The following is a 14,348-nucleotide window of genomic DNA, read 5'->3' on the forward strand; positions in this document are numbered from 1 at the left end:
ACCGGTTCTCCCACCGGTCGGGCGCCGCCCTTGGTATGCGTGCGTACGTCGGGTGCCCGCGTAGGTCGTGTGCCCGCCTACGTCGTGCGCGGGCGTACGAGCGACTGTCAGGCTCCCCGGGACCCCAGCTCGCGGGCCGCCTCGGTCAGATCCTTCGCGGTGTCGATCGCCCGCCAGTACGCCCCGTTCGGCAGCGGATACCCGGCCAGACGGCGCTCGCGCGCGAGCCGGGGGAACGTGGTCCGCTCATGGTCGCCGCGGTCCGGCAGCAACGTCGTGAACGCCGATGAGAACACGTACACCCCGGCGTTGATCAGATACGGCGACGGCGGCGACTCGATGAAGTCGGTGATGTGCCCGAACGCGTCCGTCTCCACCGCACCCCACGGGATGCGCGGCCGGGCGAGGGCCAGGGTCGCGGTGGCGTCACGCTCCGCGTGGAAGGCAGCCATCTCCCGCAGCGAGAAACGGGTCCAGATGTCACCGTTCGTGGCGTACCACGGCTGATCGGCGTCGGGCAGCCGCTCGGCCGCGTACCGCAGCCCGCCGCCGCGCCCCAGGGGCTCGGTCTCCACGACAGTGGTGACCCGGAGCGGCAGCACGGCCTCCTCCAGCCACTCCTGGAGCACCTCGGCCAGGTGCCCGCAGGAGACCACGGCGTCGGTGACCCCCTCGGCGGCCAGCCAGGACAGCTGATGGCCGATGATCGGAGTCCCGGTCCCGGGGATCTCGACCATCGGCTTGGGGCGGTCGTCGGTGTACGGCCGCAGCCGCGACCCCTGGCCACCGGCAAGGATCACGGCCTGCGTCGGATAGGTATGCATGGCAGGCACGATATGCGGTGCCCGCCGACGGGGAGGCGGCGCGCGACGCGACCGCCTCCCCGTCGGGCTCGGTCTCCGGGGCTCAGCTGAACTGGGCGACGCCCGAGGCGAACGAGGTGTCGCAGACCGGCCGGGAGAAGCGGTGCGCCCGGGTCGGGCCGTACTGCTCGACGGCCGCCTTGCCGAGCGCCTTCGCGATCGACATGCAGTGACGGGCGAGCGACGGACGCTGCTCGACGGCCCGCTGGAGACCGGTGAGGGCGGCGCCCGGGTCCTTCTCCTGGAGCTCCACGAGCAGCTTCTCGCGCAGGACGTCCTGCGGGGCGTGCGGCTTCGCGGGCTTGGACACGGTCTCCGAGGAGGCGGCCAGCAGCTGGGAGTCCTTGTCCGACGCCGCCCACGGAACGCTGGTGACCGCGAGGGTCCCGGACAGAACCATGACGACGGGCAGGACGAGAGCGAGGGATCGGCCGATGCGGCGCGCGGTGTGGGTCACGCAGCGAGCGTAGCGGCCGGTGATGACTTGGCGACAATTCGTCACCCTCGCGGGGGATGGTTCGACGCGTCCTTTCGAATACGAGGTTGACGGACCGGGGTGAAATGCCCAGTGTGCCGGGGTATTTGACGCCACCCGGCGCCGAAACCCAAACCCGCCGGGACCACGCAAACGGCCCCGCGTCCACCGGGCGTTGCCGGTGGACGCGGGGCCGTGCGTACGGCAGGGGCGGGTCAGTCGGTGAGCCGCTCGCCGGTGGAGGTCGCGAACACGTGCAGCTCGTCCGGGCGCGGGAGGACGTGCAGCTCGGTGCCCTTCTCCGGGACGGCCCGGCCGCCGACACGGACGACCAGGTCCTTGTGCTCGCCGCCGACCCGCGTGGAGCCGTAGACGAACCCGTCGGCGCCCAGCTCCTCGACGACGTTGACGGAGACGGCCAGACCGGCCGGCTCGTCCGAGGCGTCCTTGGTCAGCGCCTTCGCGGCGGCGCCACCGTGCTCGACGATGTCGAAGTGCTCCGGGCGGATGCCGACCGTGACGGTGGTGTCACCACGGTCCATCGCGGTGCTCAGCGCCTCACGCGACACCGGCACCACGCTGTTGCCGAACTTCACACCGCCGTCGGTGATCGGGACCTCGACGAGGTTCATCGCGGGCGAACCGATGAAGCCGGCGACGAAGAGGTTCGCCGGGCGGTCGTACATGTTGCGCGGCGAGTCGACCTGCTGGAGCAGCCCGTCCTTCAGCACCGCGACCCGGTCACCCATGGTGAGGGCCTCGACCTGGTCGTGGGTGACGTACACCGTGGTGATGCCGAGACGGCGCTGCAGCGAGGCGATCTGCGTACGGGTGGAGACACGCAGCTTGGCGTCGAGGTTCGACAGCGGCTCGTCCATGAGGAAGACCTGCGGCTCCCGCACGATGGCCCGGCCCATCGCCACACGCTGACGCTGACCACCGGAGAGCGCCTTCGGCTTCCGGTCCAGGTACTCGGTGAGGTCCAGCATCTTGGCGGCCTCTTCGACCTTCGCCCGGATCTCGGTCTTGTTCACACCGGCGATCTTGAGCGCGAAGCCCATGTTGTCCGCGACGGTCATGTGCGGGTAGAGCGCGTAGTTCTGGAACACCATGGCGATGTCCCGGTCCTTCGGGGGCAGGTGCGTGACGTCGCGGTCACCGATACGGATCGCGCCGCCGTTGACGTCCTCGAGACCCGCGAGCATGCGCAGGGAGGTCGACTTGCCACAACCGGAGGGACCGACGAGGACGAGGAACTCACCGTCCGCGATGTCGATCTCGAGCTGGTCCACGGCCGGCTTGGTGGAGCCGGGGTAGACGCGGGACGCCTTGTCGAACGTGACACTGGCCATGATGGATCTTCTCCTCAACCGGCAGGAACGTGCCGGACGATCCGAGTAGGGAGTGGTCTGGTCCACTGTGGGGACCTGCGGTGACGCTACCTGGCGTTTCCCGATCTGTCAGTAGCCTGGAGCACACGAAATCGCGGACGGCGAAGGCCCGGCGTTGGTTAGACTGCTCCGGCACGCCTCCTTAGCTCAGCTGGCCAGAGCAACGCACTTGTAATGCGTAGGTCGTCGGTTCGAATCCGACAGGGGGCTCACCGTGAAGCCCAGGCCGGATCCCCTCCGGCCTGGGCTTCTGCCGTTGGTCCGCCGGGGGCGGCGCAGCCTCGTTCATGCGCCGTCCATCGGACCCTTATCGCGTTCCCCTACGGTCACGGGCGAGGTCCGAACTCCATGGGGGAAACCACATGCTCCGCATTCACTTCAATGACGCGGATCTGGCCAGGACCCGGCTGGCCGCCGCTCCCGACCCGTTGTTCGAGGTGGCCGCGAGCATGCACCGGCTGCAGTCCAGCCGTGGCCGCTGGGCCTACGCCGGGTGGTACCGGGCGGCGCGGCAGGAGCTGCGGGAGCAGGGGCTGGAGCGGGCTCTGCGGGGTGTTCTGCTGCCGCTGTACCCCCGGGCCGCCTATTACCCGGACTTTCTGACGCCGTCCTCCGGGGTGGAGGGGCTGGAAGCGGGGGTGGAGGCGTTGCTGGCCACGCCGGCGGAGCGGGTCGTGGAGGAGGTCGGCATGCTGGACCGGCTCATCGGGGCACCGGGGTGGGCGGGGCGGCTGGCCGAGCAGGAGGTGCGCCAGGAGTTCGTGGGGGTGCTGCGGGCCTATTACGGTGCCGTTGTCGTGCCGCATCAGGAGCGGATTCAGGCGCGGATCGAGGCCGAGCGGGCGGTACGGGGGCGGGGCCTGCTGCACGGTGGGGTCGAGGGCATGCTCGCGGGGCTCGGGGCCATGTTCCGGTGGTGTCCGCCGGTGTTGGAGGTCGCGTATCCGCGGCAGACGCGGGACCGGGACCTGTATCTGAACGGGCGTGGGCTGACCCTGGTGCCTTCGTATTTCAACTGGGGGGAGCCGGTCGCCTTCGCTGATCCGGGGCTGCCGCCGGTGCTCTGGTATTCGTTGCTGCACGAGCCCGCGGCGCGCCCCTTGCGGGCAGAGGATCCTGAGCGGTCTCTGGTCAATCTGCTCGGGCGGGTCCGGGCGGTGGCTCTGCGGGCGGCGGCCGGTGGTGCCACCACGGGGGAGATCGCCCGGGCGGCCGGGGTCTCGGCGTCCGCCGCCAGTCGGCATGCCACGGTGCTGCGTGATGCGGGGCTCCTGACGACTGCCCGCATCGGGCCGGCGGTTCTGCATACGCTCACCCCCGCCGGTGCGTCGGTTCTGCGTGCGGCCCGGAGCGCGGCGGGCGAGGCGGCTGCGGACGGTCGCGTTGAGCTGAGTTGAGTTGAGTCGAGCTGAGTTGAGTCGAGCTGAGTTGAGCTGAGCTGAGTTGAGCTGACGGGTCTGGTCGCGCCACCGTTCTTCGGGTGGTGCCCCCGGTCCACTTTGGCGGGGGCGAAGAACGGTGGCGGACCGCCGGTTCCACTGTCGCCCGGGTGGGGCGGGCCGGGCCATGCTTTTGTGCCTGAGCGCAAAGGTGCAGGTCAGTGGGGGGCGTGGCGTATGCGGTGGAGCAGGGTGCGGGCGTCGGGGCGGTCGGTGGGTGTTCGGGCCAGGCAGTCGCGGATGATTTTCTGCCAGGTCGGCGGGAGGGCGGTGGACAGCTTGAGTCGCTGGGTTGCGCGGGCGTAGCGGATCGCGGCGTTGCAGCGGGCGGCCGTGGTGGTGCCGGGCAGGGGGTGGGTGCCGGTGAGGAGGGTGTGGGCGAGGACGCCGAAGGCCCATATGTCGACCGATGGCTGTACGGGGGTGCCTCGTTCGTCCATCTCGGGCCAGAGCTGTTCGGGCGGGGTGTGGTCGCGGTTGGTGAAGGGGGGTGCGTAGGCGTGGGTGCCTTCGAGGCGGGCGGCGGTGTTGAAGTCGGCGAGGCGTACGGTTCCGTCGGCCATGACGAGGATGTTGGCCGGTTTGAGGTCGCCGTGGATCCAGCCCGCTTCGTGGAGGTGGGCGAGGCCCTCGCAGATCTGGGTGAGGGTCGCTGCGGGGTCGGCGGGGGGCGGTGCGGTGTGCAGGCAGGAGCGGGCGCGTTCGAGGATCAGGGCGGTGGCGCCGTGGAGGTGCGGGTGTCGGGGGTCGTGGGCGGTGAGGGTGTCGTAGAGGCGGATCAGCCGGGGTGAGCGGAGGTGGTGGAGGAGTTCGACCTCGCGCCGGATCAGGCTGTGGAGGAGGTGGGGGCGGCGGGGGGTGGGGGTGGCCGTGGGCCAGAACTTGAGGGCGGCGGTTCTGGGGGCGCCGTGGGTGCGGTGTGCGGCGTAGACGGTGGTGAAGGCGCCCGAGGCGAGGGGGCGGTCGACGTTCCAGTCGCCGATGCGGTGGCCCCGGGGGACGGTGACGGTGTGCGGGCCGGTCCTCATTCGCATCCCTCGTGGGCGGGGGAGGCCAGGACGATGAGGTCGTCCTCGCGTACGAGGTCGAAGCGGAGGGCGAGGGAGGCGAGGGTTTCCTTCTTGCCGTTGGCGCGGCGGCCGGGTTCGGCGGTGTCCGGGCCGGGGCGTAGGCGGAGTTTGAGGGCGAGGTAGTCGATGTTCCAGTAGACGGCGGAGCGCTTGACGGTCGGCCAGGTGGGGCGGAGCCGTTGGACGAGGTGGTCGACGGCGGGGGTGGGGGCGTGGGGTTCGCCGCGGAGGCGCGGTTCGCAGAGGGCGGCGAGGACGGCGAAGTAGCGTTTGGTGCGGTCGAGGGTGAAGGCGGGTGTGGTGGCGGAGCCGGGGAGGTCGTGGGGTTCGGCTCCGGTGAAGTTCTGGCGGGGCGCCCAGACGTCGAAGGTGAGGAGGTCGCCTGCGGCGGGCAGGACGACACGGGAGAACTCGAAGGCCACGGGGGCGTTGATGCGGCCGGGGGCGACTTTGATGTGCTCGCCTGCGCCTTCGGGGTTCTCCACGACGTAGGTCTGGTCGGTGCTGCGGTTGGTCAGGAGCCAGAAGTCGTGTTGTGCGGTGATGGTCCCGGCGATGCGGGGGACGCCTTCGTGGGTGATGGTGAGGCCGTCGGGTGTCTCTCGTCGGCCGAAGGTGAGGTCTTCGCCGGAGGCGATGGTGATCTGGCCGTCCGGGTGCGCGCATGCCGGAGGTACGACGATGACGCTGTACATGGACTTGTCCCCTCGTCAAGCCATGAGGGCCACCCTCCCCCGGTCCAACAGGGGGGAGATTAGGCGAGGTCGGCGTACGGGGTAAAGGGGTGCCGGGTTCGGCGTGGCGGTGTTCGGGCGCGGTTCGGGGGCTGGGTGTGCCACGCGGAGGCACCCGCGTGTGCCGACGTGGCGTCCTGTGGTGTCAGTGTGGCGCCATCTAGGGGTGTGCGGGGCGCCTCCGTGGTGTCATCGCGTGCATGATGGTCGAGTATTTGCAGGTCAGAGGCCATTTTAGAGGCGAGGCGCCAAAGTGGCTCGACGTGGTGCCATTCGTGTGCCATGATGGCGTCATGGACCTCACCCCCTACGTCGACAATCTCCGGCGGGAACTCGCCGTCGCCGCGGATGCCGGCGGCGACGAAGCCCGTGCCCTCGCCGAGCGGCTCAGTGTTCCGCTGGAATCCGCTGCCCGGCTGACCCTGCTCAACGTGCTCTCCGCCGCCATGAGCGACGTCACCCGGGAGCTGGCTCCCGGCTCGGTCGACGTACGGCTGCGCGGGCTCGATCCCGAGTTCGTGGTGACGCCGCCGCCGGCACCCGAGCCGGTGCGGGAGGAGCGGGAACCCGTGGTGGCTCCCGTCGTGGCCGCGCCGCCCGCCGTGGAGGCCGACGACGGCACCATGGTCCGGATCAACCTCCGCCTCCCCGCCCACCTCAAGGGCCGCGCCGAGAGCGCGGCGGCGGCGGAGGGGCTGTCGGTCAACGCCTGGCTCGTACGAGCCGTGTCCGTCGCCCTCGACGGCGGGGGGCGCGCGAGCGCACCGGGCCGGGGCAAGGACTCGGGCGGTCGCGGTTTCACCGGCTGGGTCCGCTAGGTCCTGTCGTCACACTGCCGTCTGCCGCGCGACGCCCGGCACGCACGCTCGCGGCGTTGCCCAAATGCCCTGGTAGCTCCGCTACAAGACCATTCAGGCGCCTTGCGATCGCACGCACCGGACGCCGCGCGGCCGCCCTCCGGGCGACGACGGCAGTTTGACGACAGGACCTAGCAGCCGCCGCTTCACACCTCACTTCACCGGCGGATCGCCGATCCGGCCGACGTTCCCCATCGATCACCACTGATCGCTCATCAACTCACCGAGCCAAGAGGACGGGACAGCCATGCCTTCTTTCGAAACCCCTGAGCCGATTTCCGCCGTCGTGGAGCTGGACGCCGGTACCGCCCGGATCACCGCAGGCAAGCGCACCGACACGGTCGTCGAGGTGCTGCCGGGCGACGGCGCCGACCAGGACGACGTACGCGCCGTGCGGCAGACCCAGGTCACCTGCTCGGGCGGTCGCCTCACCGTCAGGACCCCGAAGAAGCGGACCCTGTTCGGCAAGCCGGGCTCCGTCGTGGTGAGCATCGAACTGCCCGCCGGCTCCGACGTGCGGGGCACCTCCGCCCTGGGCGGCTTCTTCTGCGAAGGGCCCCTCGGCGAGGTGCGGCTGAAGACCTCGCTCGGCGACCTCCAGGTGGACGAGGCGGCTCTCGTCGAGCTCACCACCGACCACGGCGATCTCCGCCTGGGGCGCTGCACCGGTAACGCCGAGGCCGTCGGCTCGGGCCGGGTCGAGATCGGCTCGGTCGCCGGGGCCGCGGTCGTCAAGAACGGCAACGGTACGACCGAGATCGACGAGGTCGGCGGGGAGCTGAAGGTCAACGCGGCCAACGGCGACATCTCGGTGGGCGTCGCGCACGGCGAGGTCGTCGCCAAGTCCGCCAACGGCCGGATCGAGATCGGCGTCGCCCACGCCGGGGTGGAGGCGACGTCCTCCAACGGCCGGATCCGGGTCGGCGACGTGATCCGGGGGCGGACCGCCCTGCGGACGTCGGTCGGCGACCTCGAAGTGGGCATCCACGAGGGCACCGCCGCCTGGCTCGACCTGAACCCCAGGTTCGGCACCGTACGCAACTCGCTCGGCGCCGCCGCCGGTCCCGAGGACTCCGACGAGACCGTCGAGGTGCACGCCCGCAGCGGGGCCGGCGACATCATCGTCCGCCGCGCCTGACCCCGCCCCGTTCTCCTCACCGCTTGCGAAAGGGAACCAACATGACTGTCAACCGGGCCTTTGTGCCGCGTGCCGCCCAGGCCGCGACGCAGGCGATCAGCGCCACCGGACTGCGCAAGTCCTACGGCGACAAGGTCGTGCTCGACGGCATCGACCTGTCGGTGCCGCAGGGCACGGTGTTCTCCCTGCTCGGCCCGAACGGCGCGGGCAAGACCACCGCCGTCAAGATTCTCTCCACCCTCATCACCGCCGACTCCGGTGAACTGAGTGTCGGGGGACATGACGTGGCCGCCGATCCGCAGGCCGTGCGGGCCGCGATCGGGGTCACGGGGCAGTTCTCGGCCGTCGACGGGCTGATCACCGGCGAGGAGAACATGCTGCTGATGGCGGACCTGCACCATCTGTCCAGGCGTGAGGGGCGGCGGTTGGCCGCCGAACTCCTGGAGCGTTTCGATCTGGTGGAGGCGGCGAAGAAGCCCGCCGCCGGCTACTCCGGCGGCATGAAGCGCCGTCTCGACATCGCCATGACGCTGGTCGGCGGGCCCCGGATCATCTTCCTCGACGAGCCGACCACCGGCCTGGACCCCCGCTCCCGCCACACCATGTGGGGCATCGTCCGCGAGCTGGTCGCCGATGGTGTGACCGTCTTCCTCACCACCCAGTATCTGGAGGAGGCCGACGAGCTGGCCGACCGCATCGCCGTTCTGCACGACGGGAAGATCGCCGCCGAGGGCAGTGCCGAGGAGCTGAAGCGGATCGTCCCGGGCGGGCACGTCAAGCTCCGTTTCACCGACCCGGACAACTACCGGTCCGCCGCCTCCGCCCTGCGCGACGCCGCGCGCGACGACGAGGCGCTGGCGCTCCAGATCCCCAGCGACGGCAGCCAGCGCGAACTGCGCTCCATCCTCGACTGGCTGGACTCGGCCGGTATCGAGGCGGACGAGCTGACCGTGCACACGCCCGACCTCGACGACGTCTTCTTCGCCCTCACCGCCGCCGCCCCCGCCCGGAACAACCAGCCGAAGGAGACCGTCCGATGAGCTCGCTCACCCTCGCCGTCCGCGACACGAACACCATGCTGCGCCGCAACCTCCTGCACGCCCGGCGCTACCCCTCCCTCACCCTCAACCTGCTCCTCACGCCTGTCATGCTCCTGCTGCTTTTCGTCTACATCTTCGGCGATGTGATGAGCGCGGGCATCGGCGGCGCGGGGGCCGACCGCTCCGCGTACATCGCCTACATCGTGCCGGGGCTGCTGCTGCTGACCATCGGCTCCACGGTGGTCGGGACCGCGGTGTCCGTCTCCAACGACATGACCGAGGGCATCATCGCCCGTTTCCGCACGATGGCCATCCACCGCAGCTCGGTGCTCGTCGGACATGTCGTCGGCAGCGTGCTCCAGAGCGTGCTGAGCGTGGTCGTGGTCGGCGCGGTCGGCGTCGCCATCGGCTTCCGGTCCACCGACGCCACGGTCCTGGAGTGGCTGGCCGCGTTCGGGCTGCTCGTGCTCTTCTCCGCCGCCCTCACCTGGGTCGCCGTCGGCATGGGCCTGATCAGCCCGAACGCGGAGGCGGCCAGCAACAACGCCCTGCCGATGGTGCTGCTCCCGATGCTGTCCAGCGCCTTCATCCCGGTGGAGACGATGCCGGGCTGGTTCCGGCCGATCGCGGAGTACCAGCCCTTCACCCCGGCGATCGAGACCCTGCGCGGCCTGCTGCTCGGCACCGAGATCGGCCACAACGGCTGGCTGGCAGTCGGCTGGAGCGTCGGTCTGGTGGTCCTCGGCTACTTCTGGGCGACCGCGAAGTTCGCGCGGGATCCCCGGTAGCCGGGCGGGCCGGGGGGTGAAGTTCCCTTGCTCCGCGTGGAGATGTGCGGAGATGTGGTGAGGTCCCGGGCCGATTTCTACCGAGGGGTAGGCGGCCCGGGATCCTTGTTATACCTTGCGTCTAACAAGCGGGTGGAGTGCTCGGGTGGCGGTGCGGGCCGTCGTCCCCGGCTCCGTACGCCCGTAACAGCACGGCTGTCGACGTACGCACATCACCACGATCAAGGATCACCGCACTCGACCCAAGGAGCCGCAGCATGGCCGGCAGCACCGTTCCGTCGAAGGTCCAGGAAAGTCCCGAGGGCGACGACGTCGCGCGGCGGCTGCTCGGTTCGGCCGCGCAACTGGCGTACGACCCGGCCACCGAGGTGGACTGGGAGACGCCGCTGGACAAGGAGTTCCACGGCGCGAGCCCCGAGTGGAGCAGTCTCTACGGGACCGCCTACTGGGGCGAGCTGACCGAGGCGCAGCGCAAGGAGCTGACCCGGCAGGAGGCGGCCTCGGTCGCGAGCACCGGGATCTGGTTCGAGATGATCCTCCAGCAGATGGTGCTGCGGGACATCTACATGAAGAACCCGGCGGGCGCGGAGTTCCAGTGGGCGCTCACCGAGATAGCCGAGGAGTGCCGGCACTCGATCATGTTCGCGCGCGGCGCGCAGAAGCTGGGCGCGCCCCACTACCGGCCGCGCCGCGCGGTGATGGAGCTGGGCCGGGCGTTCAAGACGCTGGCGTTCGGCGAGGCGGCGTACGCGGCGATCCTCGTCGCCGAGGAGGTCCTCGACGTGATGCAGCGGGACTGGATGCGCGACGAGCGGGTCGTGCCGTTCGTCCGCACCATCAACAACATCCACGTCGTGGAGGAGTCCCGGCACATGAAGTTCGCCCGGGACGAGACCCTCAAGCGGCTGGAGGGCGCGGGGTGGGCGCGGCGGCAGATCAACGCGTTCGTCGTCGCCGTCGCCTCGTACTTCATCGTGACCAGCATGGTGAACCCGGAGGTCTACCGGAAGGCGGGCCTCGACAAGCGGCGCGCGCTGGCCGCCGCCAAGGCCAATGAGCACCACAAGTCGATGATGCGGTCCAGCTGTTCGGGTCTGATGGACTTCCTGGCCTCCGCCCGTCTGCTCACCAAGCCCGCCCTCGCGTTCTACAAGCGCGCGAACCTGATCTGAGCCGGGGCCATGACCTACGCGATCACCCAGACCTGCTGCAACGACGCCACCTGTGTGGCCGTGTGCCCCGTCAACTGCATCCACCCGACGCCGGAGGAACGCGCCTTCGGCTCCACGGAGATGCTGCACATTGACCCCCGGGCGTGCATCGACTGCGGGGCGTGCGCGGACGCCTGCCCGGTGGACGCGATCTTCCCGGTGGACTCGCTGTCGGACGGGCAGCGGGAGTACGCGGACATCAACGCCGCCTACTACGAGGGCGGCGAGCCCGCCCCGGAGGCGGACGGGCCGAACTTCCACGTCTGGGGCGATCCGGTCTTCGAGCGGAGTCTGCCGTCCGACTTCGGGCCGCTGCGGGTGGCCGTCGTCGGCACCGGGCCCGCCGGGATGTACGCGGCGCAGGACCTGCTGCTGCACACCGCCGCCGAGGTGACCCTGATCGACCGGCTGCCGGTGGCGGGCGGGCTCGTCCGGTACGGGGTGGCCCCCGACCACCCCGCGACGAAGAAGGTCGGCGACACCTTCTCCCGCTTCCACTCCCATCCCCGGGTCCGGATGCACCTGGGGATCGAGGTGGGCCGGGACGTCACGGCCGAGGAGGTGGCGGCCCACCACGACGCGGTGATCTACGCGGTCGGCGCCTCCACGGACCGGCGGCTCGGGGTGCCGGGGGAGGAGCTGCCCGGCTGCCTGTCGGCGACCGCGTTCGTCGCCTGGTACAACGCCCACCCGGAGGCCGTCGCGCAGGGCGTCGACCTCTCCGCCGAGCGGGTCGTCGTGGTCGGCAACGGCAATGTGGCTCTCGACGTCGCCCGGATCCTGGTCGCCGACCCGGAGGCGCTCGCGGCCACCGACATCGCCGCCCACGCCCTGGACGCGCTGCGGGCGAGCCGGGTCCGGGAGGTGGTGGTGCTGGGGCGGCGGGGTCCCGAGGACGCCGCGTACACCCGTTCCGAACTCCTCGCGCTGAAGCATGTGCCGGGCGTGGAGCTGGTGGTGGACGACCACGATCCGCGGACGGCGGCGGCGATCGACGCGGCCGGGGCGGGCGACCGGGCCGGGGTGCTCCAGGGGCTCGCCCGGGTCCGGACGGACGCCGCGTCCCCCTCGGACGGCGGGCGCCGGATCGTGCTCCGCTTCCACTCCGAGGTCGTGGAGATCCCGGGCGGGGGCGGCGGGGTGCGCTCCGTACGCGTCACGGACGGCGGCGGCACGGTGGACCTGAGTGCCGGGCTGTTGCTGCGGGCCATCGGGTACCGCGGACTCCCGGTCCCCGGGCTGCCGTTCGACGAGGACTCGGGCACCGTTCCGCACCAGGGCGGCCGGGTGGCCGGGCTGCCCGGCAGCTACGTGGTCGGCTGGATCAAGCGGGGGCCGTCCGGCGGGATCGGCGCCAACCGCACCTGCGCGGCCGAGACGGTCGGCACGCTCCTGGCCGACGCGGTCGCCGGGGAGCTGCCCGCGCCGAAGGGCGACGCCAGGGCGTTCCGGCGGCTCGCCCGGCAGCGCAACCGCCGGGTCGTGGACGCCCGGGGCCTGGCCGCGATCGACCGTGCCGAACGGGACCGGGGGCGGCGCGACGGCCGGCCCCGGGTGAAGCTCGCCACCGTCGAGGAGTTGGTGGCCACGGCGAGGTCGGGACGGTTGCTGCGACTGACCTGCTGACCTGCTGACCTGCTGACCTGCTGACCCGCTGACCCGCTGGCCCGCTGGCCTGCTGGCCTGCTGACCCGGTGGCCGCTGACCCGCTGACCTGCTGAGTGCCGACCCGCTGACCTGCTGAGTGCTGACCCGGTGGCCCGGAGCAAGGCAGTTCCTGCCGCCTTGTTCCGGGCCGTACGCCATGGCCGGAAGCCCCTCAGGCCTTGGCCTCCGACGGCTCCGGCATCTCCGCCGGTCCGGTGGCGGCGGGCCGGGGCGTCGCGGACGCCGGGCGTACGGGGATGAGCGCGGCGACGACCGCGGCGGCGAGGCCGACCCCGCAGCCGATCAGCATCGCGGCCCGGAAACCGTCCTCGGAGGGCAGCGGGAAGCCGCCGAAGTCCGTGGTCATCCGGGCCAGGACCACACCGATCACCGCCGCCGCGAACGACGTGCCGATCGAGCGCATCAGGGCGTTGAAGCTGTTCGCCGACGCGGTCTCGGACTGCGGCACCGCGCCCATGATCAGTGCGGGCATCGCCCCGTACGCGAAGCCGACGCCAGAGTTGCAGACGAGGGTGACGACCAGCAGGCTCCACGGGGAGTCCGAGCCGATCAGCGGTACGGACAGGCCGTAGCCGGCGGCGATGAGCAGGCTGCCGACGGCCAGGGTGACCTTCGGGCCCTTGGCCGCGGACAGCTTCGCGCCGACCGGGGACATCGCCATCATCATCAGGCCCGCCGGGGCCATCCACAGGCCCATCGCGAGCATCGACTGCCCCATGCCGTACCCGGTGGCGCCGGGCAGCTGGAGCAGCTGGGGCACGACGAGGGACTGGGCGTACATCGCGAAGCCGACCAGGATCGAGGCGGTGTTCGTCATCAGGACCTGGGGGCGGGCGGTGACGCGCAGGTCGACCAGCGGGTCGGCCAGCCGCAGCTCCCACCAGCCCCAGGCGGGCAGCAGCACCAACACGGCGGCGAAGAGCGTGAGCGTCGTCGCGCTGCCCCAGCCCCAGTCGGCGCCCTTGGAGACGGCGAGCAGCAGGCAGATCAGCGCGGCGCCGAGGCCGACGGCCCCGGGCAGGTCGAAGCGTCCGGACCGGGCGGCCGGGCGGTCCCCGGGGACCAGGGCCAGGATCAGCGCGCCGACCGCGAGGGCCAGCACGGCGACCACCCAGAACAGCACCCGCCAGCTGGTGTTCTCCGCGATGGCGGCGGCGAACGGCAGGCCCAGCGCGCCGCCCACGCCCATCGAGGCGCTCATGATCGCGATGGACGGGCCGAGCTTCTCGGCCGGGACCACGTCGCGCAGCAGGCTGATGCCGAGCGGGACCACACCCATGCCGAGGCCCTGGAGGCCGCGCCCGGCGATCATCGGGACCACGGAGGAGGAGAGGGCGCAGACCACCGAGCCGAGGACCAGCGGGACGAGCGAGAGCAGCAGCATGCGCCGCTTGCCGTACATGTCGCCGAGCCGGCCGGCGACGGGCGTGGCCACGGCGGCGGCGAGCAGGGTGGCGGTGATCACCCAGGAGGCGTTGGACGCGGAGGTGTCGAACAGCTTCGGCAGCTCCGCGATCAGCGGCACCACCAGGGTCTGCGTGAGCGCCGCCACGATCCCGGCGAAGGCCAGGATGCCGACGATGCCTCCCGGGCGGGGTGCGGGGGGTGAACTCTCCACGGGTACTGCTCCCTCTTGCCCTTCCGGGCGGGTCGACGCGCATGCGGTGTCCGGCT

The 14,348-nt window shown here is 71.3% G+C and carries 13 protein-coding genes and 1 tRNA gene; 8 read left to right on the forward strand and 6 right to left on the reverse strand.

From position 1 onward, the window contains the following. Positions 1 to 107 precede the first annotated feature (107 nt). The 3 genes from IE145_RS10110 to IE145_RS10120 form a co-directional block, all read right to left on the reverse strand. Positions 108 to 824 carry a nucleotidyltransferase family protein gene (locus tag IE145_RS10110; protein WP_189520580.1) on the reverse strand — a complete coding sequence of 239 codons (717 nt, stop codon included), beginning with the start codon at positions 822 to 824 and terminating at the stop codon, positions 108 to 110. Positions 825 to 906: 82 nt separating this feature from the next. Continuing rightward, the gene (locus tag IE145_RS10115; protein WP_069739788.1) at positions 907 to 1,320 is read right to left on the reverse strand and encodes a hypothetical protein; all 414 of its coding nucleotides are present in this window, start codon (positions 1,318 to 1,320) and stop codon (positions 907 to 909) included. 233 nt (positions 1,321 to 1,553) lie between these two features. Beyond that, on the reverse strand, positions 1,554 to 2,690 hold the full coding sequence (locus tag IE145_RS10120; protein ID WP_189520581.1) for an ABC transporter ATP-binding protein: 1,137 nt from the start codon (positions 2,688 to 2,690) through the stop codon (positions 1,554 to 1,556). Positions 2,691 to 2,865: 175 nt separating this feature from the next. Here IE145_RS10120 and IE145_RS10125 point away from each other — a divergent pair. After that, positions 2,866 to 2,939 (forward strand) — tRNA-Thr (locus tag IE145_RS10125). Between the two features lie 152 nt (positions 2,940 to 3,091). Beyond that, on the forward strand, positions 3,092 to 4,126 hold the full coding sequence (locus IE145_RS10130; RefSeq protein ID WP_189520582.1) for a helix-turn-helix domain-containing protein: 1,035 nt from the start codon (positions 3,092 to 3,094) through the stop codon (positions 4,124 to 4,126). Positions 4,127 to 4,326: 200 nt separating this feature from the next. Here IE145_RS10130 and IE145_RS10135 read toward each other — a convergent pair whose 3' ends face one another. Both IE145_RS10135 and IE145_RS10140 read right to left on the reverse strand, forming a co-directional pair. Continuing rightward, positions 4,327 to 5,196 (reverse strand): protein kinase domain-containing protein, encoded by an 870-nt coding sequence (locus IE145_RS10135; RefSeq protein ID WP_189520583.1) that lies wholly within the window; start codon positions 5,194 to 5,196, stop codon positions 4,327 to 4,329. Further along, a complete protein-coding gene (locus IE145_RS10140) occupies positions 5,193 to 5,933 on the reverse strand; it encodes an FHA domain-containing protein (RefSeq protein WP_189520584.1) in 741 nt (246 codons plus the stop codon). The genes IE145_RS10135 and IE145_RS10140 overlap by 4 nt, the downstream gene beginning before the upstream one ends. Positions 5,934 to 6,265: 332 nt before the next feature. Between IE145_RS10140 and IE145_RS10145 the strand changes: the two genes are divergently transcribed. The 6 genes from IE145_RS10145 (at position 6,266) to IE145_RS10170 (ending at position 12,632) form a co-directional block, all read left to right on the forward strand. Continuing rightward, on the forward strand, positions 6,266 to 6,790 hold the full coding sequence (locus tag IE145_RS10145) for a toxin-antitoxin system HicB family antitoxin (protein ID WP_189520585.1): 525 nt from the start codon (positions 6,266 to 6,268) through the stop codon (positions 6,788 to 6,790). Positions 6,791 to 7,076: 286 nt separating this feature from the next. Then, entirely contained in the window at positions 7,077 to 7,967 is an 891-nt protein-coding gene (locus IE145_RS10150; RefSeq protein WP_189520586.1) for a DUF4097 family beta strand repeat-containing protein, read from the forward strand. 41 nt (positions 7,968 to 8,008) lie between these two features. Further along, the gene (locus tag IE145_RS10155; protein ID WP_189520587.1) at positions 8,009 to 9,007 is read left to right on the forward strand and encodes an ATP-binding cassette domain-containing protein; all 999 of its coding nucleotides are present in this window, start codon (positions 8,009 to 8,011) and stop codon (positions 9,005 to 9,007) included. Continuing rightward, complete coding sequence (locus tag IE145_RS10160) at positions 9,004 to 9,795, forward strand: ABC transporter permease (protein ID WP_189520588.1); 792 nt, start codon at positions 9,004 to 9,006, stop codon at positions 9,793 to 9,795. The genes IE145_RS10155 and IE145_RS10160 overlap by 4 nt, the downstream gene beginning before the upstream one ends. A 257-nt stretch (positions 9,796 to 10,052) precedes the next feature. Next, complete coding sequence (locus IE145_RS10165; protein ID WP_189520589.1) at positions 10,053 to 10,967, forward strand: AurF N-oxygenase family protein; 915 nt, start codon at positions 10,053 to 10,055, stop codon at positions 10,965 to 10,967. A 9-nt stretch (positions 10,968 to 10,976) separates the two neighbouring features. Next, a complete protein-coding gene (locus IE145_RS10170) occupies positions 10,977 to 12,632 on the forward strand; it encodes an FAD-dependent oxidoreductase (RefSeq protein ID WP_189520590.1) in 1,656 nt (551 codons plus the stop codon). A gap of 193 nt (positions 12,633 to 12,825) precedes the next feature. On the opposite strand, the gene IE145_RS10175 is transcribed toward IE145_RS10170, so the two are convergent. After that, positions 12,826 to 14,292, reverse strand: coding sequence for an MFS transporter (locus IE145_RS10175; protein ID WP_189520591.1), 1,467 nt, complete (start codon positions 14,290 to 14,292; stop codon positions 12,826 to 12,828). Positions 14,293 to 14,348 lie beyond the last annotated feature (56 nt).

Source organism: Streptomyces sindenensis, from assembly GCF_014649035.1.
GTDB lineage: Bacteria > Actinomycetota > Actinomycetes > Streptomycetales > Streptomycetaceae > Streptomyces > Streptomyces sindenensis.

What these genes read in the sequence shown, in the direction of transcription:
- IE145_RS10165 (WP_189520589.1), top strand. Translation starts at nt 10,053, where the DNA reads ATGGCCGGCAGCACCGTTCCGTCGAAGGTCCAGGAAAGTCCCGAGGGC.
- IE145_RS10140 (WP_189520584.1), bottom strand. Translation starts at nt 5,933, where the DNA reads ATGTACAGCGTCATCGTCGTACCTCCGGCATGCGCGCACCCGGACGGC.
- IE145_RS10145 (WP_189520585.1), top strand. Translation starts at nt 6,266, where the DNA reads ATGGACCTCACCCCCTACGTCGACAATCTCCGGCGGGAACTCGCCGTC.
- IE145_RS10130 (WP_189520582.1), top strand. Translation starts at nt 3,092, where the DNA reads ATGCTCCGCATTCACTTCAATGACGCGGATCTGGCCAGGACCCGGCTG.
- IE145_RS10160 (WP_189520588.1), top strand. Translation starts at nt 9,004, where the DNA reads ATGAGCTCGCTCACCCTCGCCGTCCGCGACACGAACACCATGCTGCGC.
- IE145_RS10110 (WP_189520580.1), bottom strand. Translation starts at nt 824, where the DNA reads ATGCATACCTATCCGACGCAGGCCGTGATCCTTGCCGGTGGCCAGGGG.
- IE145_RS10155 (WP_189520587.1), top strand. Translation starts at nt 8,009, where the DNA reads ATGACTGTCAACCGGGCCTTTGTGCCGCGTGCCGCCCAGGCCGCGACG.
- IE145_RS10170 (WP_189520590.1), top strand. Translation starts at nt 10,977, where the DNA reads ATGACCTACGCGATCACCCAGACCTGCTGCAACGACGCCACCTGTGTG.
- IE145_RS10150 (WP_189520586.1), top strand. Translation starts at nt 7,077, where the DNA reads ATGCCTTCTTTCGAAACCCCTGAGCCGATTTCCGCCGTCGTGGAGCTG.
- IE145_RS10135 (WP_189520583.1), bottom strand. Translation starts at nt 5,196, where the DNA reads ATGAGGACCGGCCCGCACACCGTCACCGTCCCCCGGGGCCACCGCATC.
- IE145_RS10120 (WP_189520581.1), bottom strand. Translation starts at nt 2,690, where the DNA reads ATGGCCAGTGTCACGTTCGACAAGGCGTCCCGCGTCTACCCCGGCTCC.